This window comes from Paenibacillus sp. FSL F4-0243 (assembly GCF_037963295.1).
In the GTDB taxonomy this organism is placed as follows: domain Bacteria; phylum Bacillota; class Bacilli; order Paenibacillales; family Paenibacillaceae; genus Paenibacillus_AQ.
In genome coordinates this window covers 2,693,902-2,716,267 of record NZ_CP150151.1, presented here as the reverse complement: position 1 = coordinate 2,716,267, position 22,366 = coordinate 2,693,902, and the positions used below count along the sequence as shown (strand labels likewise).

The 22,366-nt window shown below is 43.5% G+C and carries 20 protein-coding genes; 6 read left to right on the top strand and 14 right to left on the bottom strand.

Going from position 1 to position 22,366, the window contains the following annotated elements:
* Positions 1-96 precede the first annotated feature (96 nt).
* The 4 genes from NSS87_RS11845 to NSS87_RS11830 form a co-directional block, all read right to left on the bottom strand.
* Positions 97-729, bottom strand: a complete 633-nt coding sequence (locus tag NSS87_RS11845; protein WP_076282991.1) for an SGNH/GDSL hydrolase family protein — start codon at positions 727-729, stop codon at positions 97-99.
* Between the two features lie 160 nt (positions 730-889).
* A complete protein-coding gene (locus tag NSS87_RS11840) occupies positions 890-2,068 on the bottom strand; it encodes an NAD(P)/FAD-dependent oxidoreductase (protein ID WP_042187216.1) in 1,179 nt (392 codons plus the stop codon).
* 39 nt (positions 2,069-2,107) lie between these two features.
* Positions 2,108-2,551 (bottom strand): DUF1641 domain-containing protein, encoded by a 444-nt coding sequence (locus NSS87_RS11835; protein ID WP_042187214.1) that lies wholly within the window; start codon positions 2,549-2,551, stop codon positions 2,108-2,110.
* A gap of 208 nt (positions 2,552-2,759) precedes the next feature.
* Positions 2,760-3,605 (bottom strand): DUF2785 domain-containing protein, encoded by an 846-nt coding sequence (locus NSS87_RS11830; protein ID WP_339247286.1) that lies wholly within the window; start codon positions 3,603-3,605, stop codon positions 2,760-2,762.
* 260 nt (positions 3,606-3,865) lie between these two features.
* Between NSS87_RS11830 and NSS87_RS11825 the strand changes: the two genes are divergently transcribed.
* Complete coding sequence (locus NSS87_RS11825) at positions 3,866-4,483, top strand: nitroreductase family protein (RefSeq protein WP_339247283.1); 618 nt, start codon at positions 3,866-3,868, stop codon at positions 4,481-4,483.
* Positions 4,484-4,590: 107 nt separating this feature from the next.
* On the opposite strand, the gene NSS87_RS11820 is transcribed toward NSS87_RS11825, so the two are convergent.
* The 6 genes from NSS87_RS11820 to NSS87_RS11795 form a co-directional block, all read right to left on the bottom strand.
* Positions 4,591-5,211, bottom strand: coding sequence for a hypothetical protein (locus NSS87_RS11820; protein WP_339247280.1), 621 nt, complete (start codon positions 5,209-5,211; stop codon positions 4,591-4,593).
* 71 nt (positions 5,212-5,282) lie between these two features.
* Positions 5,283-6,431 carry a DNA polymerase III subunit beta gene (gene dnaN / locus NSS87_RS11815; protein WP_339247278.1) on the bottom strand — a complete coding sequence of 383 codons (1,149 nt, stop codon included), beginning with the start codon at positions 6,429-6,431 and terminating at the stop codon, positions 5,283-5,285.
* Positions 6,432-6,767 carry a hypothetical protein gene (locus NSS87_RS11810; protein WP_339247277.1) on the bottom strand — a complete coding sequence of 112 codons (336 nt, stop codon included), beginning with the start codon at positions 6,765-6,767 and terminating at the stop codon, positions 6,432-6,434. It lies immediately after the preceding gene.
* 179 nt (positions 6,768-6,946) lie between these two features.
* A complete protein-coding gene (locus NSS87_RS11805; RefSeq protein ID WP_339247274.1) occupies positions 6,947-7,432 on the bottom strand; it encodes a DUF3888 domain-containing protein in 486 nt (161 codons plus the stop codon).
* 60 nt (positions 7,433-7,492) lie between these two features.
* Entirely contained in the window at positions 7,493-8,455 is a 963-nt protein-coding gene (locus NSS87_RS11800; RefSeq protein ID WP_339247272.1) for a phosphotransferase, read from the bottom strand.
* A complete protein-coding gene (locus NSS87_RS11795) occupies positions 8,452-8,661 on the bottom strand; it encodes a hypothetical protein (protein WP_339247270.1) in 210 nt (69 codons plus the stop codon). The genes NSS87_RS11800 and NSS87_RS11795 overlap by 4 nt, the downstream gene beginning before the upstream one ends.
* A 173-nt stretch (positions 8,662-8,834) precedes the next feature.
* Here NSS87_RS11795 and NSS87_RS11790 point away from each other — a divergent pair, with 173 nt between their 5' ends.
* Positions 8,835-10,049 (top strand): MFS transporter, encoded by a 1,215-nt coding sequence (locus NSS87_RS11790; protein WP_042193708.1) that lies wholly within the window; start codon positions 8,835-8,837, stop codon positions 10,047-10,049.
* Positions 10,050-10,153: 104 nt separating this feature from the next.
* On the opposite strand, the gene NSS87_RS11785 is transcribed toward NSS87_RS11790, so the two are convergent.
* Together NSS87_RS11785 and NSS87_RS11780 are read right to left on the bottom strand one after the other, a co-directional pair.
* Complete coding sequence (locus NSS87_RS11785; protein ID WP_339247268.1) at positions 10,154-10,858, bottom strand: SAM-dependent methyltransferase; 705 nt, start codon at positions 10,856-10,858, stop codon at positions 10,154-10,156.
* A gap of 391 nt (positions 10,859-11,249) precedes the next feature.
* On the bottom strand, positions 11,250-12,143 hold the full coding sequence (locus tag NSS87_RS11780; protein WP_339247265.1) for a LysR family transcriptional regulator: 894 nt from the start codon (positions 12,141-12,143) through the stop codon (positions 11,250-11,252).
* 131 nt (positions 12,144-12,274) lie between these two features.
* Between NSS87_RS11780 and NSS87_RS11775 the strand changes: the two genes are divergently transcribed.
* Positions 12,275-13,015 (top strand): SDR family NAD(P)-dependent oxidoreductase, encoded by a 741-nt coding sequence (locus NSS87_RS11775; protein WP_339247263.1) that lies wholly within the window; start codon positions 12,275-12,277, stop codon positions 13,013-13,015.
* 343 nt (positions 13,016-13,358) lie between these two features.
* Here the strand turns inward: NSS87_RS11775 and NSS87_RS11770 are convergent, their stop codons facing one another.
* Positions 13,359-16,979: a X2-like carbohydrate binding domain-containing protein gene (locus NSS87_RS11770; protein ID WP_339248531.1), complete on the bottom strand. Its 3,621-nt coding sequence runs from the start codon at positions 16,977-16,979 to the stop codon at positions 13,359-13,361.
* A gap of 367 nt (positions 16,980-17,346) precedes the next feature.
* Positions 17,347-18,588 (bottom strand): metallophosphoesterase family protein, encoded by a 1,242-nt coding sequence (locus NSS87_RS11765; protein ID WP_339247260.1) that lies wholly within the window; start codon positions 18,586-18,588, stop codon positions 17,347-17,349.
* A gap of 219 nt (positions 18,589-18,807) precedes the next feature.
* Here NSS87_RS11765 and NSS87_RS11760 point away from each other — a divergent pair, with 219 nt between their 5' ends.
* The 3 genes from NSS87_RS11760 to NSS87_RS11750 are packed head-to-tail and all read left to right on the top strand — an operon-like array spanning position 18,808 to position 22,189.
* Complete coding sequence (locus NSS87_RS11760) at positions 18,808-19,521, top strand: polyphosphate polymerase domain-containing protein (protein WP_076298420.1); 714 nt, start codon at positions 18,808-18,810, stop codon at positions 19,519-19,521.
* 23 nt (positions 19,522-19,544) lie between these two features.
* Entirely contained in the window at positions 19,545-20,252 is a 708-nt protein-coding gene (locus tag NSS87_RS11755) for a DUF4956 domain-containing protein (RefSeq protein WP_339248529.1), read from the top strand.
* A 29-nt stretch (positions 20,253-20,281) separates the two neighbouring features.
* Positions 20,282-22,189 carry a CotH kinase family protein gene (locus NSS87_RS11750; protein ID WP_339247256.1) on the top strand — a complete coding sequence of 636 codons (1,908 nt, stop codon included), beginning with the start codon at positions 20,282-20,284 and terminating at the stop codon, positions 22,187-22,189.
* The last annotated feature ends 177 nt before the right edge of the window (positions 22,190-22,366 follow it).

Sequence of the window (22,366 nt, the reverse complement as noted above, 5' to 3'; positions counted from 1 at the left end):
TTCTTATATTTTTAAAAAAAGACTATAACCTGCTCCTTTAATGAGTGGTTCTAGTCTTATAAAATCAAGTAAATATGTAGTGATATGATCAGACGATTAAGCTTGAATTGCGCTAACCGTCTTAAGCCAAGCCTCTGCAATAAGTGCATGGCCCGCAGGTGATGGATGTACTCCATCCGGAGCCCAATAAGCAGGCTCTGCTTTCACGGATGCCGCAGCAAACAGGCCATCCAACGGAACAAGTAATGCACCATATTCACGTGCCAATTCACGAACAATGTGAATTTTAGGGTCCAAATCCTGGCGCCAAGTTCTACGATCTTCTGGGACAGGCAACACAAATGGCTCGATTAAGACTAAATTAGCAGCCAGCGAATGCTGCGTGCGTTCGATCAGGTCACGATATGCAGCTTCAAATTGTTCAGGCGTTGTTTCTTGACCAGAATCAAAGCGGCGCCAAGTGTCATTTATCCCAATATATATGGACACCCAAGTCGGCTTCAGATTCAGGCAATCCTTCTCCCAGCGTTCCTGCAAATCTACTGCACGGTTGCCGCTAATTCCACGATTATAGAACGTAAGATTCTTCTCAGGATATAAATGCCCCAGACGAGCGGCGACCATCAATGCATAACCTACACCAAGCGATGAAGCATCATCATAATTACGACCCCAATCCGTTATACTGTCGCCTTGAAACAGAATGACATCGTTTTGTCGGAATAACATCACGTAATCCTCCCCTATTTTCCCCTGTTAATATTAGCCAATATAGTATATCAAAAATGAATACTACGTACTAGGACAATCATTAACAATTCATGGTAGAAACCACTAGAGATCAACAAAAAAACCTGCTCAAATTAGAGCAGGTTTTCCAATAATACAATTAATAAGCTAAGCTAAACAATCCTTTAATGTGGGACAAGTAACGAATATTACTTGCTTCCTTCATCAAGGTTGCAGGCAATCCTTTTAGCGGAGTTGAGCTAGCACCAACGATGGCTACACCGTCTTTACGACCTAAGCTCGCAAGCGTACCTGAGTTGATCGGACTAAAGGATTCAAATGATTTATCCTTCAAGTATGCATAAAGATTGTACCCGATCAATTCGCCCATTTGCCAAGCGATTTGTGCAGTTGGTGGATATGGACGACCATCTTCGGCAAAGACAACGGCGCTGTCACCAGCAACGAATACGTCTTTGTGTGATGTGGATTGCAAGAATTCATTTACCGTTGCACGACCACGGTTCACTTCAAGACCGGACTCACCAATCAGTGGATTTCCTTGTACGCCGCCAGTCCATACGAAGGTGTTAGCAATAATTTTTTGACCATCTTTCAAGTCAATGACATTATCCGCTACATTCGTAACAGGTAGTCCTGTCAAGAATTGAACACCACGTTTTTCTAAGCTTGCCACTGCGCGTTCGATCAATGCATCTGGCAATACTGGTAAAATCTTAGGGCCTGCTTCAACCAGCATCAGTTTAATTTCTTTAGGATCCACGCCATATTTCTTAGTGAGTGTTGGCAACACATCAGCGATTTCACCAACAAGTTCAACACCTGTTAAGCCACCGCCACCGATTAGGATGCTTGCATCCGCTGGATTTTTAGACTTCGCATATTCACGGATACGCTCATCAATATGACGATGAATTCTGTTAGCATCTGCTGCCGATTTCAAAACCATACTGTATTGCTCAAGACCTGGAATGCCAAAATAAGCCGTAGTGCTTCCAAGACCCACAACTAAAGCATCGTAGGACAATGTCACACCATCAGATAGTGTAATTTGTTTGTTTTCAACAGAAAAAGAATTCACCTTTGCAATTTTCAGGTCGATATCTTTACCTGCAAAAAGCTTAGCTAATGGCATAGCAACAGCACCTTCTGCAACACTACCCGCTGCAAGACGATGCAATTCTGTAATAATTTGATGTGTAGGATATTGATTAACGACTGTAATTTTAGCTTCGTCCTTCTTCAGGTACTTGCGTACAGTTAAGGCGCTTAGTAGACCACCATAACCTGCTCCTAGAATGACAATATGTTTAGACATGATGTTTCCTCCGTCCTTACGAATGAGATATAAAAAATATTATTTCTGTTGACTGCGTTCGCCGGCAACTTGAAGATAAGCATTTACGAAACGGAAAAGCTTCTGTGCTTGTGGATCTTTCATCATCTTCATAAGACCAAATACACCGATCACATCGCTATTTTCATTCGCACGATCTTGCGCTTCGATCACTGTAGCTGCCATATTCTTCGCCGAATGCACCACTGGTTCAGCAAGTTCTTTAATTGCACTTACCGTATCACTTTTCAAGACTTCATCCGCAGCAACAGTTTGAACAAAGTCATATGACTTTGTGAGCACGCCGACAAGCTCTGTTAATTTTGGCAACTGTTCCACTAAGACAGTTAACGACTCCTGAACTTCAGGCTTCAATAGCTGCTCTAGAACATTCATTTGTTCTTGAGTGACAGCTAATTTTGGTGATTCTTGCTCAGGTTGTGTTTGAGTGATTGTTTCTGACATATCCGAATCTCCTCTGCAAATAAGCTTTGCTGCTTAATAGTAATAAAAAAATAAAAACTTATAACGCCATATTTCTATTATAGCACTTATCAAGTTATAAATGTCACAAAGTTTTTGATTTTTTCTAAAGTTTTGTGATTTTTATTACATTAAAATAAATTAGTCATAATTTTCGATATTTTTTATACATGCATAGATGATTAAATGCTTATTGTGTAAATTTATTCAAATTCATCTCCGCTTTCAATAAAACCTCGACCATTGCTGGATTGTTCTTTAATGGTAGCAATCTAAAATACAGAGAACGAACGAAATTTTTGGTGTTCACACGAGCAACGTACTGGCCACGGCTTCTCGGCCACCCCCCACATTGCTCCAAGTTGCGAATCCAGTCGACAATGGATTGTTGTGGAAGTAAATGATGATCTATCATTGTAGCTACAATCGTAGCGATCCGTTCATCTTCTTCGTCTCTAAATATGTGCTGATCGTTGTAAAGCATCCTTTGGATGACTGCCAAAACCTCTTCCCTTATTGCAGCATCACTCTCCGAGCAGAGTACCAGTTCATCCAAGGCATCTGCGCCATGGGCTGCAGCATGAGCCCAGCCTTCTTCTGGCATAAATCCTCGTAAATCCTGTTCTTCCTCATAATATCTAATCAGCGCTTCCTTCACATTTGTAAACTCTGCGCTAGCTAAAAAAGCCTGTTCCCTATGCCGCTGAAGAATCAGCGCAACGATCAGTACCGAAAACGTTCTTGTGAACACAGCCTGATCTTCTTTGCTGCCAATGTGATAGAACAAATGCTGCTCGTCAAGGAGAATCAAAAGTAGTTCACGAAGCTCCGCATCACTAAACCATTGTTTCTCGTTAATCCATTTGTAGAAGGTGGAATAAATCAAGTCGTCTCGTAGCTTCGGCTGCGGATCTCCTATGTACTCAAGCATCAATTTCACATAATCCCTTAATTGTTCTCCACTTCTAAGCTCGTAATCGTTCTCTTCAATTCTTTGCAAGTCTTTTATCAACTGCTCTCTAGTATCGTTCAACATTCCCACCCTTTCATTAATAAAAGCAATTTAAATTTTTCGTATCCTAATATCCTAATTTACATCCCAATATTTTACAACATAGTAATTATTCTTCGACATTCCAAAGTACTTAGAGAGCTGAATGTAAATGAAGTGAATTTAATCATTGACGAATATAATTAACTGTGCTATTTTGAGTTAGTAACTAATAGTTAGTTCATTTATAAATATCACTTATTTATAATTAACAAGCAAATACATAATATATGGAGGAATAACTCATGAGCGCTTTTACAGATTTGATTGAATCCCGCAGGTCTGCTATGAATTTTGTTGAAGGGGTGAAGATCCCTCAGAATGAACTAGAGGAAATGTTCTCTTACGCCAGATTGGCTCCATCTGCATATAATCTTCAACATGCCAATTATAAAGTGGTTGCTAATGAGAATTTAAAAGAAGAGATTCGTAAAGCGGCTTACGGTCAATATAAAATCCACTCCGCCTCAGCGGTAATAGTGGTGCTCGGGGATAAGAATGCTTATCTAAAAGCCCCAGAAATCTTCGGAGGACTTAAAGCTTTAGGGGCTATGAGTCAAGAGGATTATGATGCAGAGATAGAAACGATTAACAATGCATACAAAGGAAATGATGCTTTCCAAAGAGATGAGGCTATTCGGAATGCTTCACTCTCTGCCATGCACTTCATGCTGATTGCCAAAGATAAAGGCTGGGATACCTGCCCGATGATCGGCTTTGATCCGGAAGCGATTCAATCCACTTTAAATCTACCCGATCATATGGTACCGGTTATGCTGATCACTATCGGAAAAGACAAGAAACATAAAATCAGACCACGTGGCTATCGTAAACCGGTCAATGAATTCGTTGAATTTATCTGAGGGTTATTGGAAGATATCGATAGATATAACAAAAGCGTTTCATCCGATATTTGAAGTTCGGATGGAACGCTTTTTTACTAAGGATGTGGAACTTAAATCTTTCTTCACTACTTAGCATACTGAAGAATTGCAATTGCTGCTCGTTCCCGTCGTTCGGCGTTCTCACTAACAAGAGCTTCCTTCAAAATATCGAGCGCCATTGATAATGTCTCTTCATCCACATGCATTCGATTACTCACCGCTTGCTCTGAAACAGAAGAACCTGTAATCCACAGATCCACACGAGCACTAGGCATCGGCCCCTTATACTGTTTGACCACTCCACTATCGCTAAGAAACTCTTTTATCCCTGCGTTTAGATCGGTTATAGGAAGACTTTTCAGCCAAGTTACACCACGTCGATGGCATGTACCGATGTCTGGCGCGTCAAATAATTCATTGTAAAAATAATCGCCAAGATCTCCTAGATGTACCCAATCGCCATCACACACCAACACATAATCGCCATCCTGCATCGTATGTACAAAGAGTTGAATGGCTTGTATATGTTCTGTAAGCTCCAACTCACTGTATTGGTATGTATGAATCATCCGATCACGGAGCTCCACTTTACTGATGTTCTCCAAATCCCCTATTCCGGGATATCCGATACTCACATAATTATCCTCTAAAAATGCTGTGATTCGTTCGGTCCCATGCGGTTTTGATCCCATCTGAAACAGATTCATAGATCATTCCTCCAAGTAATTAATATAATATTTTTCCAGCAAAGAGAACTCTTCTTAGCAAGCTCATATGCCTATCCTCCATCCTGCGTCCTCATTGGTGTAATTAAAAAAAGTGTGGATGAAGTCATGTCTACAGGCTGTATCACCAGTGGTCTTTCTTTTCCAGCAAATTTTATTCTAAGCGTCTCACTATCGATCGCCCGAAGGATGTCTCTGAAATATTTCCCGTTAAAAGCTACTCGAAAATATTCACCTTCTAGATACTCCAATGGAATCTCCTCTTTTGCCTCACCTACATCGGCGGTCCTGGATATTAAATGAAGTATACCGGAGGGATATACACCGAGCGTTACACTTTCACCAGCCAATATAGCAATACGTTCAACCACACGCAACAAACGCTCTGTCTTAACGATCACTTCGGATATATATACTTGTGGAATTAAATTATCGACATAGGGATAAGTGCCCTCAAGTAGCGCAGACTGAACCCTCAAGCCATCAGAAATAAATCTGATTTGTTTCTGACCTATCTCGATTTGGATGCTGCTGCCCTCATCATCGTTTATTATTTTTAAAAGATCCTCAAGGGTGCTGCCCGGTATAATGACATTTAAAGGACTTGCTCCGTAATCTTCTACGTGTTCAACAATATGCTGAGCGAGGCGGATGCCATCAGTGGCGACTACGCGAATAATTTGATTATCTATTTGAAGTGAAACACCTGTGAGCACAGGTCTAGTCTCCAACGAAGAGACCGCAAAAACCACATGTTTAAATATTTGCTTCAACAGTGTGTTCTTCATACGTATCTTTTGAGTATTTGGATGATCCATGTAATGGATTCTTGGAAATTCTGCAGTGTCCATCCCGCATAAACGAAACTGAGTATTGCCCGATTGGATATTTAGAATCAATGTCTCTGCGATTTCCAGCCTAATTAATCCAGGGTCAAGCTTGCGGATGATCTCATAAAAATAACGTGCGGGCACTACGATCTCACCTGGTTTGTGTACAATCATCGAATCAATCTTCACAGGAAGCTTATATTCAATGGTCATTCTTATATTGCTGGCTGTTAAAGTCAGACCCTCCGCTTGCGCCTGAAAATGTATTCCGGAAAGAACACGGGAGGAACTATTCGCGGATATAGCTTTTAAGACTGCTTGTAGTGCAGTGCTAAGAGAATCTTTTGACACATGGATTAGCAAAGACCTCACCTAACTCTCCTTAGATTCCTTTGCAAAATGTGCCTCAATAATGTTCCGAAATACCTGGGAGCGAGATACGTTCTGTTCCTCACAGGCCTGCTCTATCTCCTGCCAGATGTTTTCTGGTAACGTCAAAGATACCTTTTTAGTTATACCGGTGCTTTTTCTGCCAGCCCCTTCCCGAAGACCTCCCCTCGTAAAAAGAAATCCTAACTGCCCATCTTTAGTAGCTACGCCTACCTTAACTTTATCCTTAGATCTGCTTGTGATATCGCTTGTGATTTTAGAATTGAATTCACTTAAAATTTCATCTCTGTGTTCGTCTTCGAATTTATGATCACTCAATCCTCACACCTCATAATTTGAATTTAGTAACTAAAATCAATAAATCCACTATTTTCATAATACCATACATGCCAATAATCCACCACCATTCTAGACACAAAAAAAACACCCCATAGATCGGAGTGTGTGGTTAGCTGGGTAAGCGTTCGAAATTGTGATTGTAAGAGTAAATTACCACACTATCTCAAGATATTCTGGTAATTTGGTGTAAGGTCAGACTTTCGTGGGTCTCTCAAATGCTTGAATGATTCTAACTTCACCTTAGGACCAGGAGTGATTCTAAAAGTCATAGTATCCTCTCCAACGGAAAGATGTGGACCCACTGTAGGGTGTATATTGAGTGTAATTAAGAAATCAAACCGACGAAATCCATTCACTCGCTTTATATCTGTAACATCTACTAAATAAGGATACACTGTAGGAGTTATCGTCAGAAGTGGCGCATAAATCTCAGCCATTTTTTTCTCAATATGGGGTAAAAGAAAGAGCATTAGTGTGTCTTTGTACATGAGCTCGCGGGAATCCTGATCTGGAAGTTTCGGTTCCGAATCAGATCTGGACGGAGCCTCGGCTTGCGGTTGAACTAACCCATTAGCGGAGCAAGGTTGTTGCCCCAGCAAGAACATAACTGCGATAAGAAGAGGAGCAATCCAGCTTTTTTTCATCAAAATAGCCTCCTTAGGGAACTTTTTATAAATTCCCCAATGAGGCCCTATTTTTATACGCTAAATCTCAATTGTGTTAAAAAGAAAGGGATCTCCCCTAAGATAATTCCTTAGAATCGCTTGCGCATAAGGCTGTTCTGCTTTCAGTCCCGCGGTTTCTCTAGGGTCGGGTGCGTGATGGCAATAATTTTCGATCATAACCATGACCGTAAAATTCTCTAAAGTCTGAAACCACTCCCCATCAAGCTTGGCCACACTTTCGTAACCCTTAATGACCAGTTCTCTTTGTAAAGGATACAACCCTAGAATGGTATGTGCCACATCATAAAGATAATATCCCCAGCCACATCTTCCGAAATCAATCGGTCGAGGTTCACCCTCTTTAAATATGATGTTCCCTTGATGTAAATCACCATGGATAATCCCATAAGTCCTTCTGTTCTTATTTTTATGCTGCTTGCTTAACCAGCCGTATGATTTCTCAGCCGCAGACTGATACAGCACGAACTCATCATCCGAAAGAAAACTATGGTAGTGCAGCTTTAATCGGAGCATTGCTTTTCTAAAGCTATGTTCATCCCACACAGGACGATTAAAGCCTGGAGGTAACTCAAGCTCCTGTGCCGCTTTATGTAGCTTGGCTAATAGAACGCCTTCTTTGTAAATTTGATCTTCGGTAAGTCTTTCGTTCGCATGTTCGCCTTCAACCCAGCGCATTAACGATGCATATATACCATCCTCATTACCTTGCTCCACTTTGAACGTAACAGAACCCGTTCGATCATGAACGCCTTTCGGCAGAGGGACATCGATTTTGCTCTTCAAAAGCTCCAGCCAAGCGATTTCGGAGTTAATTTCTTCTTTAGATCTCCCCGAGTGAAGACGCAGCAAAAAAGTCCCCTCTTTATTAGTCTCTATTACAAAAGTGCAGGTGTCCGATCGTTGGATAAAACGAATCTGTGTCCAATCGAGGTCAAAGTGCCGGAGCGCCATTAAAGCTGCTTGCTTATAATTATTTCTCATCGCAATGGAATGTACACATCAACCTCATCAGGCCACGTAGGATTAGCAAACTGATAAACTTCAATAGCCAGTGCATGATCATACTGCTCTCTCTTCATCGCTTCTACTCTTTCCGTCTCGTGCCCTACAAAGGAAGAAGTAATACTCAAGCCTATTAGCTTCATTTCCGGTAATTCGAGCACTTGGACTACACCTTCATCCATCATGAATAATTCATCCCTTCTATGATTATTTAAAATGAAAATATCTGAAATAAATATTTCTCTTGAAAATAATTTCAGAAAACTAAATAATATAAAGCAGTACTACTTGTCGGATCTATCATCTTAATAAGGGTGGAGCTTCATTACAGACAGAAGAAAGGTTGAACATCGGCACCATGAACGCAATTCCAAACCTCAACAAGGAACCAGCCCGTGTGGAAAAAACACGCAAAGAACCTTTCCCCATCTCTATTCTTTCGCTTACGGTAGGCGCTTTTGCCATTGGAATGACTGAATTTGTCATCATGGGTATTTTACCAAATGTCGCCAAAGATTTACAGGTTAGTATTTCTACTGCAGGTCAGCTCATCACGATGTATGCCCTTGGGGTAGCCGTCGGTGCTCCTATTCTAACCATCCTTACACAACGAATTCCGCAAAAGAAACTGTTATGCCTGCTCATGGTATTATTTATTCTAGGCAACGGAATCTCTGTATTTGCTCCAAACTATACCGTTCTTATGGTTGCTCGTATCATCACAGCTTTAACACACGGGACTTTCTTTGGCGTTGGTGCAGTGATCGCTTCTAATCTGGTCAAGCCCAATAGGCGGGCCGGAGCCGTATCCATTATGATGGCTGGTCTAACGATTGCTAATATCATCGGTGTTCCTTTAGGAACATTTATTGGGCAAAACATGGGCTGGCGCGCCTCATTTGCTGCGATAGCAGTCATGGGCGTCGCTGCACTAATCGGCATTCTTATTTTCATTCCAAAGATTAAACAAGACAAACCTGCTAGTGTAATCCAGCAAATTTCTGCGCTAGCTAATCCTAAACTGCTTCTATTCTTACTGATCGGTGCGCTTGGTAACGCCAGCTTGTTCACGGTGTTCACTTATATAGCGCCACTGCTAATGGAAGTTACCGGCTTTGCCGAGCATAGTGTGACATGGATACTAGTTCTCTTCGGCTGTGGTGTAACCATCGGGAATATCGTTGGCGGGAAGCTTGCAGATTGGAAGCTGATGCCTTCTATCGTGGGACTTTATTTCGCGGTTAGTGTCATTCTTACGATCTTTTCCTTCACAATGCATAGTCCAGTAGCTGCGGTCATCACAATATTCTTCTGGGGTTTGGTATCCTTTGCGGTCATGCCAGGACTACAAATACGGATTATGAGTCTAGCTCAGGCCGCTCCCGCCCTCGCTTCTACAACCAGTCATTCCGCAGGTAATCTCGGAAACGCAACAGGTGCCTTCATCGGCGGATGGGTCATTTCTCATCTTGCGATTACTTCGCTGCCATGGGTCGGTGCCGTTCTGGTAGGACTCGGTCTGGTACTGGGGATTGCTTGTTATGTAGCAGAACGTAAAGAGAAAGTGGCGTAATTTTTTATAGGGCTATATTAAAAAACGAGGGTGTCTCCAAAGCGATGAAAACTGCTTAGGAACGCCCTCGTTTTTTATTTTACAAACTATAGCTATCTACTATCTTATGGCTTCATTCTTCTAATGCTCAGCATCTGATTTGCCCCTTTTTGAAATTCATAAGGAACCTCCATCTCCTCCACAGCGAAACCTTGTTGAACCATCTCATCTATAAGACGATCTAGATGCTCATATCTTTTGCAAGACAGATCAACTAAAGGGAAAATACGAAGCTCTCCTCTAGTCACCCGCATAAGTTCATTAACAGTCTTTAGATGAAAATCATAGTCCAGCCGATCACTATACATAAATATGAAATGCGCAGACAAAGTCAGATCAAAATCCTCATCATTGAACGGCAGATTAGGTAAAATCACAGGAACATATCGCTCCGGGGTTTGTCTCTGATCCCTGATGTTATCGTTTAAAGCCCTACTCCTCGCTTGTGTCAAATCCTCTATAGACTTGAAGTAGTCCCATACAAAATTGCCCTGTACCTTAACCAGTTCAGACATAGCATGCTCAATATCTTGAACACCTTTATCTTCAAGCTCATCCGCAGAGTAATAATAAGCGATATCCGCAGCAGTCACGTCACTCCCTAACTGATTCGATATCGCTGTAAAAGAGCAGGCACCTGCAGGACAATCCAAAATCCGCCTGCCTATAAGATCCGCTTCTCTCAATTTGAACATCTGTAAATATTCCTCAAAGGTCCTTCCTATAAAAACAATCCTCTCCAACTCAAGCTTTCCCTCTACTCCGCTCATCTCATCTCACCTTTCCTCATCTCGGCTAATACTGCTCGCTTTTTACTTCTGTTTAAATATATGTATAAGATAATCTATAAGAAGTCCTAGAATCAGGAACGACCCAAAATGAATTACATACGTGGGAAATCTGACGCTGATTAATATACTGCTTGCAGCCCATTCAGTATTATTAACATCAACCATCCAGTTTGCAAAGGGCTTCATGAAAATCAGCGTATCTATAATTGGATTAAGTCGTACAAGAATGATGTTTGCGATCTCAATCCCCAAATAATCACCCAGACAGATGATGATACTAATAATCGAAAACCAGAAACTGAATTTTCTCCTTAAAAACATCAAGCACCGCCCTCTCTTTTTTTCCTAATACATACAATTCGTTTAAAATTCAAAATATCCTTGTCGCGGATAGCTCCTGCTTTAAAAAATGATACAATCTGGAGCTCGCCAGCTTCAAGGGATAATCCGAAAGTTTACATAGGATACCGCAGGTCATATCGATAACCTTTCCCTCCAGTTTTCGCACTACCGTTCCTGCAGGGGCCGGATTCAAGACTATCTCAGGGACAAGAGCGACGCCTAAGCCACTTTCCACAAAATATTTTAGAGCCGACATGCTTCCAATCTCCATAGTATCGAACGGTGCACCACCTGATTCCTGTAGCACACTTTCTAATTTTTTGCGATAAGGACAGTTTGCTGCCGTAATAAGTAACCGATGATCCTGTAAATCCTCTGGCGTGATATTCTCCTTGGAAGCTAGCGAATGCTCTTCTGGCATAAGTAACACAAATTCCTCCGTAAATAAGGGTTCAAAATAAAGCTCCTTACCCAGCTCTGGTGCTGAACATACAGCCATATCAATTTCGCCTCGCAAAAGCAGCTCACTGAGTGCAGCGGTTCCCGCGATCTCCACGGAGACTTTCACTTTCGGAAACTGCGTCATAAAGCTGCTTAACAGCTGCGGCAAACGATAGCTCGCCGTCGGATCCGTTACCCCTATGCGGAGGTTGCCCGCCTCACCTATCTTCAAATCGACCAAACGGCTCTGCAACCGCTCCATATCCTTAACAATATGTAAGCTCTCTTCATAAAAAAATCTGCCAGCTTCACTTAAGCTGATTTTTTTTCCCCGCTCAAGCAGTTGACATCCTAAGTCGGATTCAAGCCTCTGCATTTGCATCGTGACCGTGGATTGGGCATAATTCAATTCCTCTGCTGCACGGTTAAAGCTTCCTGAACTCACAATGGTTTGAAAGGTTTTTATTGTTTTTAGATCCATTTCTGAGCCCTCCACTACATAATTCAAATAAATTGAACCAAACCTTCAATTAATTCAATTATACGAAATCCAATAATCACTATAGAATACTCTATATCAACAACATACGCCAACCAAAGGAGTGAATAAGGATGGATCTTAACAATAAAGTAGCCTTAGTAACTGGTGGAGGTACTGGAATTGGCAGAGCTGTAAGTCTAGAATTAGCCCGACGCGGAGCCCTTGTTGCAGTGAACTATTCTAGATCCGAGGCGGAAGCTAATGAAACCGTGAATACGATTATGAATCAAGGTGGACAAGCGATAGCAGTACAAGCCGATGTTTCTAAGGATCAGGAAGTGCGAAGTATGGTCCTTTCGATTATTCAGCATTTTGGGACGTTAGATCTGCTGGTGAATAACGCCAGTATTACTAAACATATTGCGCTGGGTGATCTGGAAAAAGCAACGGAGGAAGTCTGGGATGAACTCTATGATGTAAATGTGAAAGGAATGTTTTTCTGCGCCAGAGCAGTTGCACCATATATGAACATGAGCGGTTCAGGCACCATCGTCAATCTCGGCAGCATCGCCGGACAAACTGGCTTAGGCTCTTCCCTTCCTTATGCGGTCTCCAAAGCTGCTGTTCATGGCCTCACGAAATCTCTAGCCCATGCGCTAGCTCCAACTATTAGAGTGAACTGTGTCGCACCGGGAGCTGTTGCTACTAGATGGTGGTCTGGTCGAGAAGAACAGATGCATAAATTAGCACCTAATCTGCTGCTCCAGCGTCTATCATCCACTGAGGATATCGCTCAATTCGTCTGCGCGACACTCGAACAGGAAGCAATGACCGGACAGATCATTACGGTAGATAGTGGACAAACGTTGTAACAACTAAACAAATGGCATATCAATTGAAGCGCCGATAGAATAATTAGGGAATTTCTCCCTATAATTCTGATATATCTACTCATCCAAATAGTAATTACGGAAAACCTCCCTATAATTTAGCTGATTTGCTGGAAAATAAAGAAATTCCCCTGATTTTTAGGGAGGAATTCCCTGTTTTAGTTCATTTAAGGATAAAATCGGCTATTTTCAGGGAGTTATTCCCTAATTCCTCTCTAGCTCACACGATCGTCGTTTGGTCTATTTTATAAAGATAGAAGCTGCCCCAAAAGTAGAATTTTCTACTTCTAGGACAGCCTCTATTGCATAAATATTGGTGATGTCTTTAGTTAGGTTCACTACCCCAAATCAAGTTTCCTGACACGTATGCTGGTGTTTTGCTCCAGTCCACATAATTAGTATCCACCGCATTAAAAGAAAAATCTCCGGTTTGAGTGTAATTCGTCCAATCCTCTTTAGACACACGCACCTGAATGTCGATACTCGCACCCGCAGCAAGTGAACCCGCTGCACTCGAGAAGCCAACCTCTAGATAATAATCCGCATTCGCTTTAGCTGTTGGCAATTTTATAAATGTTCCTGTTACATTCGCACCTCCCACCTGTGACCAATCGCAGAAGAAGCTTTGTGGCTTCTCTCCATCAATCGTGTAATAGTATCTCAATTTCACATCGGAGAGCGTCACAGCACTTGTGCTCGTATTCACCAGCTTAAACTTTGGATTCAACGTATTTCCGGAAGCAGACAATGAACTATTATACATCTGTACTTTCAATGCTGCAGTAGGAGCTACTGTCGTATCCGCAATCGTGACAACCAAGGATTGTGTGGTTCCTGCACTAAACTCAAAGGTAAGCGTAATGCTTCCCAACGCTTGGGTTGCCAGATACTCTTTCTTGATCGTTACTGTAGAACCACTCACTGTATAATCTGTGCTTGCTACGAGGGTGGCTGTTCCGTTTTTGATCGTGCTGAGCGTATTTCCGTTCAACGTCATAGTTACTGCTACGTCTGCTTGATTCGCAGTTTTCTTATCAAAGCCTGCCATTGTTGGGGTTATCGTGGAGTTAGTTACTGGTGTTGTCGTATCCGTTACCGCAACCGTTAAGGATTGCGTCGCTCCTGCGCTAAAGCTGAACGTCAGCGTGGTCGTTCCTACCGCTTGCGTCGCTAGATACGCCTTTTTAAGGGTTACTGTAGATCCACTCACTGTATAATCTGTGCTTGCTACGAGGGTGGCTGTTCCGTTTTTGATCGTGCTGAGCGTATTTCCGTTCAACGTCATAGTTACTGCTACGTCTGCTTGATTCGCAGTTTTCTTATCAAAGCCTGCCATTGTTGGGGTTATCGTGGAGTTAGTTACTGGTGTTGTCGTATCCGTTACCGCAACCGCTAAGGATTGCGTCGCACCTGCGCTAAAGCTGAACGTCAGCGTGGTCGTTCCTACCGCTTGCGTCGCTAGATACGCCTTCTTAAGGGTGACGGTAGATCCACTGACCGTGTAATCTGTACCACTAACCAATGTCGCCGTTCCGTTCTTGATTGTGCTGAGCGTGTTTCCATTCAGCGTCATGGTTACTGCGACGTCGGCCTGATTCGCTGTTTTCTTATCAAAGCTTGCAGTTGTTGGAGTAATGGTTGAGCCTGTAGCTGGTAGATTGACAGGATCAGCATACAATGTGCCTCGGCCATTCGTTCCGAGATATACACGTCCGTAAATTCTTGGGTCACCAGTAATCGCCATATTAATCTTGGCGTATTGGTGGGCATCGTCATTAATACGAACCCAAGTTGCGCCAACATCATCGGAACGGAAGACACCCCGCACGCCATCAATCTTCGCTACCGTGTATAATGCCATGTAAGTTTGACCCGGCGCAGCCTTTCCATAACCAATGAGATCAGCTTCTTGTACGTTGGTTAACTTCGTGAAGCTCGCACCAGAGTTCGTGGAGTGCCACAAACCATACTTATTCTCAGTCGTATTTCCTCCTGCAAACCAGATGTCACCTTCAATACCTGGTACTGCTTTCATGCTGATCTGAGCTTCATTCGGCTGTAATCCAGCTACATTATTGGTTGGGAAACCTGAAGCTGAAGTGGCAGTAAATGTAGCTCCGCCATCCACACTAACATAGAAGACCCCAGCAAAAAAACCATAAAATTTGTTAGCATTCACTCGGTCAGATGCTACTTTTGCTCCTGCAGGTAATCCGGCGCTTGCTGTCCAAGAGTTACCTGTTGTTTTGGAGTAGTACACACCAATATCCGAGGTGCTCCACAAAATAGAGTTCCCACTTGCAGACACAGCTACTTGTCCATGCCCTACTGTTGTTTTGGTGCCATTTGACGGTTCGGAATTTGGCATGTACCAGTTCACACCACCATCGTTAGAGATACCAATGGATTTCATACTTGGTGTCTTCTCTTTATCTGCACTGCCTACCCGTACCATATAAGATGGACTCAACTCTGCATAGTCGATACTCATTGTTGTTGCCCATGAAGGACTGGTCTGGAATTTAGTTGGAGCTACCGACAAATCCTCATGACGGAAACCAGAAACGTCACCAAGTGCAGTGATCAAATGGGAGGTTCCCGTTGGCGGGCTTATCAGTCCGAGCACAGCCGTTTCCTCCACACCCTTGGCCATAACCGAGATATTCACCTTGCCTCCGGTATCCCATGAGGTCAAATTGTTCGAGCCATAAATGGTGGCCCCCGTCCCATACATCATCCGGTTAGAGTTGAAAGGATCAATTTCCAGATCGCCCATCATCCAGCCCAGTTTTGGTGAAGGATCAAGAGAGGTCGAAGTCGTTCCGTGATCGAGCCAAGGTGCTGCTGTGATATCCATACTGAACTTATAAGTTCGTTCTGGATAATTGCCCCAGTCCCAAATTCGGCTCCATGTTGCACCACCGTTAGTACTGCGGAAAATCACTTCATCAGGCCACCAAGCGTTTAAACTGGATACCATAACTGTGTTAGGATTCTGTGCATCCACAGCTAAACCACCGAAGCCATACCAATTATCCGTTCCGGTTGAAGGACTGATGTTCGTCCATGCACCGCTTGTTTTATTGTATTTCCAAACCTCACCTTTACTTCCGTCATAAGGACCTACACCATTGCTATAAGTAATATACAGATCGCCTGTAGATGAAAGCACGCCATGATGTGGCAAGTAGCCTGAAGGTTGTCCTGCCAGAGCTGTCCAAGTTACGCCTCCATCTGTACTTCGATATACGCTGCTTGCTGTATCGGCAACCCCTACATATATCGTTTGAGTCGCATTGCCAAGTGTTCCTGTGCTCTTATCGAACGTAATCCAGGATAAGCCAACGAGATCATTTCCATAATCCAGTGTCGGATTCTGAATATATGTTCCTACATTCGTAAAGGAGGTTACCTTCGACCAAGTAACACCGGAGTCCGTACTTTTCCAGAGCCCATTGCCACTTCTGGCTCCGAAGAATAAAATATTATTCTTATTCGGGTCAATGACGAGGCGTTCACCCGCAGAGCGGCCCGGCATATTGCCACCTACCTTAAAAGGCAGCGGAGTGGTTTGCCAGGTGTTTCCCCGGTCACTAGAGCGCATGATCTGACCGTTATTATCCCAGGAGTTAGTATAAGTACCTGTTGCCATATAGACTTTATTCGGATCAATAGGATCTGTAGCAAGGGCATCTACACCATTCTTATTCCAATCGACCCAGCCTACGGAGTCACTAATCGAAGTCCAACTAGAGGTAGCCTGATTCCATCGATACGCACCCCCGATATCTGTTCTGGCATAAATTAAATTGGGTTCGGACTGATTAAAAATAATTCCGGGTACAAAACCACCGCCGGCTCCCGTTACAACACTCTTCCAATTGTAAGGTTCACTTGCGGCCGCATGAGTAGTAGCTGGGAATGCAGAGAATAAAGAGCCTATCATCGCGCCAAGCAGGATTAACAATCCAGTTTTTCGGATACGATTACGAATCACGTTTTACGCCTCCTACAATTTTATTGGTTTGCTTTTGCTTTCCTCCTACTCTGTATCCCTGCTTCTTCCCTCCCCCCTAAATTCGACTATTTAAATTTTTCTGATAACGCTTTCATTATAATGGTAATGTTTTTCATAATCGATAGAAAATGGTTGTATTTTCATGAAGTTTGTCTCTAAAAATCGTACCATTTTCACACCTTAGATTACATTTCACAAGCATAAATGCCTCCCCTAAGAGGAGTGTCAAATCAAAAATCCAGAAGAATCCCAAAAAAGCCCTCTCCACCCTAACGGTGAAGAAAGCTACTACTGGTTAATGCGTAAGCACAAATTCATCCAGCATCTTACCATCCACATCATAAGCCTGATAAGTCAAACTATCCTTGGTAACACTAATCCCTGCGAACATTTGCTTGTAGTTTTGAAAATGCACCGCATGATAGAACTGATCCTCTTTTTTCTCATTAAACTTCCCACCAGATGCATTGGTCACCACATATACCGTACCTTTTTTAGCACCTACCGGATTCTCACCTTCAGGAACGATTTTTCCAGCCCGCAAAGGGTAGGATCTGGAGTACTCATGATTATGCCCCTGCAGCACCAGATCGACCTCATATGCATCAAAAATATCCGTCCAATCTTCAACCTTCTTATATGAATTGCCCCCGTAAGCCGGACGGTGCATCGCAACAATCTTCCATTCCTTATCCGTGCTCTTCAAATCTTGCTTCAGCCACTCAGCTTGCTTTTTCAAATTGCTCTCCGTATTCAATACAGACACATGTACAGGACCGTAATCGAAGGAATACGAGGTGCCCGCAATAGAACCTTTTGCCCCGTTATCTGGCAGGTTGAAATGAGAAGTAAAGTCCGTCGCATCGTCATCAACCTGATCATGATTTCCCGTAACAGGCATTAATGGTGTCCCCGAAAGCAAGCCTTGCACGTTACCAAAAAATTGATCCCAGCCCGCCGAATCCTCCGGATCCTCCGTTAAGTCACCATTATGCACAATAAACTTGGCCTCTGGAAAGGTCTGAAAGGCCTTGCTCAATGTCTTCCCCCACAGTTTAAAATCATCCGCCCTCTCCCCTTGAGAATCCGCGACGTTGATAAACGTAACACTATCTAGTCCAACCTCTTCCGTGGTAAATTCCGCAACTGAACTCCATCCTCCCTCAAGCCCGCTGCCCACTCTGTAAGAATATAACGTCCCAGGTTGAAGTCCTGTAACCTCCGCTTTGTGAACACCTCTGGGACCATGGTCCGTTTTGATGGCGCTACTATTTGCTTCTACCCTTAGTACATCCGATTCTACAAAGGAGGACATCTGTCCCTTTACTAACTCCAGAACTCCTGCGGCATTGGAATCGCTAGTATACCAAGTAAACGCACGACTCGTTCCCGCATCTCCCTTAAAGGTGGTAACAAGATCATACGGGGCTGATGATTTCTTGGAGCTCCCGGATTTGGACCACTCCATCCCAACAGCCACCAAGATCAGAACAATCACTACTATCCCTAGGATGATGGCGAATTTATAGTCTTTCATCACGGCTCCTCCTTCATTTTTCTCTCTAGTCTTCTAACTAAGATAGCCTTCCAGAAAGTCAGAAGTCAAATCTATAGATCTATACTTTTGTTAACGCAGTGTAAAACATTCAGCTAACATTCAGTCTATTTTAAGTTAAGCATAAGGTCTGTCTCCTAGAATTAGTTGTGCAACAAGGTTAGCCAACGACAGAGATAGAGATAGAAACGAGGTGGGAAAATGAGTAACAAGCTTCAATTCCGGCATGAACTAAAATTCTTCATTAACTATCATCAATACCTTGTATTACGCCAACGATTACAGAGTTTGATTGATACAGACCAGCATGCCAATGAAAGTGGCGAATATCATATCCGCAGTTTGTATTTTGACGACATCAACAACTCGGCGCTTGCCGACAAACTCGGAGGTCTCAGAGAACGCGCCAAATATCGTATTCGAATCTACAACATTCAAGACAACATCATTCACTTTGAGAAAAAAATCAAAATGGACGATTATATCGCCAAAATTAAAGAGCCGCTGACCCGTCAAATGTACGACGAGATCATGGCAGGTAACTATGAGGTCCTGAATGTCCCGGACAGTCCACTGTTCATGGAATTATACAATCAGATGCGCCATAACCTTCTTCGGCCGAAGGTCATCGTGGATTATGTTCGCGAGCCCTATGTTTGCCACAACGGCAACGTGCGGATCACGTTCGATAAAGAATTACGTACCGGTCTGCATTCGACGGATATTTTTGATAAGGATTTGCATCCGATTCGGGCGATTGATGAGAACTTTATTATTTTTGAAGTGAAATTCGATGAGTACATTCCGGAATACATTAAGATTGCGCTGCAGTTAGAGGGGCTGAACAGACAGTCCGCTTCAAAATATGTGATCTGCCGCAAATTCTTAAAAACCAACACTTGGGAGGATTATTGATTATGAATGCATCACTAGCAACAATGGCAGCAACCGCAACAACAGATACAACCACAAATACTTTTTCAGATATCATTAAAAACTCGGTGATAGACAACTTTGTCTCCGATATAAGCATCTCGAAAATGCTAATCACGTTAGGTGTGGCTTTTCTGATCGGATACTTTATTTATCTGCTCTATAAACGTGTATTTAGCGGAGTGTTATACTCCAAAAGCTTCAACGTCTCGCTAATGGGCATGACCATGATTACAGCCACTGTCATTATCGCTATCAACTCTAACCTGGTTCTGTCCCTCGGTATGGTCGGCGCATTGTCCATCGTTCGTTTCAGAACGCCGATCAAAGATCCAACTGATCTGATCTTCTTATTCTGGGCAGCAGTCGCAGGGATTGTAACTGGCGCAGGCTTCTTCACTTTGGCTATTGTGGGTTCAATCATAATCGGTCTAATTCTGTTCCTCTTCATCAAGCATTCTTCTATCGAAACACCATATTTGCTGGTCATTAACTGTGATAGCGATGAGAGTGAACATGAAGTCCACAACCATATCACCAAATCCGTGAAACGCTACAACGTGAAGCAAAAAACAGTATCTGCAAACAATATCGAATTAACACTAGAGCTTCGTCTGGATGATAAAGTAGGTGGCTTTGTCAACACAGTTTCCGACCTTAAAGGTGTAAAAAATGCACTTCTGATTAGCTACAGCGGTGACTATGTATCCTAAACATAATAAGATGAAAGGCGGTGCCCCAGATGAAAGCAAGAGGTAAATCTATCCTGCTGAGTCTTTGTTGCCTGCTGCTGGTCATCGCTGTAGCTGGGTGCCAGAACGCAAGTCCATCGGCAACAAACGAAACTGCAACAGATTCTAAGGATAAGGTAGTCTCGAGCGACGAGAAAAATCTAGACGAGCAGGTCTTTCCAAAAGATAAGGTCGTCGATGTCAAAATCACTTTGGACCCGGATGATTTTCAGGATATGCTGGATAATGCCAGCGCGGAAGAATATAAAACCGCATCGGTTGAGTACAACGGCGTTAAATTCGATAACGTTGCCGTGCGGACCAAAGGAAATCTTAGTCTCAGAAGTGTAGTACAGATGACAGACTCTGATCGGTACAGCTTTAAAATTTCTTTTGATGAATATGTGAACCAGAACTTATTCGGCATCAATAAGATCAACCTGAATAACAATTACAGCGATGCTTCTTATATGCGTGAATTTCTGACCTATGAGCTCGCTGAGAGTGTCGGACTCCCGACGCCGAAATATTCCTTCGTTAATGTATACGTCAACGATGAACTGAAGGGCTTCTACCTCGCGGTGGAACAGATCGGCGACGCATATTTGGAACGCAATTTCGGGAACTCTTACGGCGCACTTTATAAAGGGGAAATGACCGGTCAGGGCAGTGACTTGACTTGGCTTGGTGACGACCCTTCCCTCTATACCGGATTAGTAATGAAGTCGGATAAATCTAACGATGAAATTCTGATCGATATGCTGAATGAGCTTAATAACGGCACCGATTATGAAAAATACATCGACGTAGAGGAATCGCTGAAGTATATCGCTCTAAATGCGGTCACGGCAAATATGGACAGTTATTTAGGTGGTAATAAACAAAATTATTACTTATATGAAGACGAAGGCGTCTTCTCGATCCTGCCGTGGGATTATAATATGGCTTTTGGCGGCATGGGCAGCGCAGACGTACTGATTGACGAGCCTACACAAGGCACGCTGGCTGAACGTCCTCTGATTGCGAAGCTACTTGCTAACGACGAATACAAAGCGAAATATCACGAGATCGTCAGCGAAATGATTAATGGCTATCTAGCGGATGATACGTTTCAAACTAGAATGGATCAGCTGGACATGATGATTTCCAGCTATGTCAAAGCAGATCCTTCTGCTTTCTACACCTTCGAGCAATATGAAGAAGGGATTAAGTCTGTTAAGACCTTCATGTCGAACATGGCTAAAAATATCCAGCAGCAGCTCGACGGAACCATCCCTTCCTCCGGTGACGGATCGGGAAGCGGTATGGGTGGTGGCATGGGCGGCGGCGGCTTTGGAGGTGGTGCTAGGAATGGCGCTGGTGCTGGAGAAGGCGCGAACGGCGCGGGTAACGGGCAGACTGGCGCGGGGGCGGATCAGAGCGCGGGTGGTGCTGCACCGAACGCCGAAAGCGGGCAAGCTGCCACGGATGGGCAGGCTCCTCAGGGCGGCGCAGGCGGTGAGCCCGGTGCCATGGGCGGACCGGCTATCCCTGATGCCGGCGCGGGTCCCGGCAGTAACACGCAAGCAACAGCTGGCGGGCAAGCTGCTCAAGGTGGTCAAACCAACACCGACGGGCAAGCCGCTCAGGGTGCGCAGACCAATACCGATGGGCAAGCCGCTCAAGGTGGATTCACTGGAGGGCCTGGCGGTGCACCGGGTGCCATGGGTGGACCAGCTATCCCTGAAGGTGGAAATGGCCCTGGCGGTGGCGGAATGGGTGGCGGTATGCCTGGTGGCATGGGTGGTAACTTTGGCGGCGGTGCTGGCGCTATGCAGCAAAAAGGCAGCACGAGTGAAGCCATCACTACTGGGGTCGCGATACTTCTCTTACTGCTGACTGCAGTCTTTGTGACCTTCTATAAGCGGAAACGGCTGTAGCCAAGTAAAAGTAATTCACAACAAAAAAACATAAAAGAAGCTCCCGTCGTTTATCGGCTGGGGCTTCTTTCATGTCCTAAAGATCATATTGCCAAATTTCCACAAAAAAACCGTGAACAGTCTCAAACTTCACTCGAGACTGTTCACAGTTATAAATTCAAACTTTTCTCTTATCAA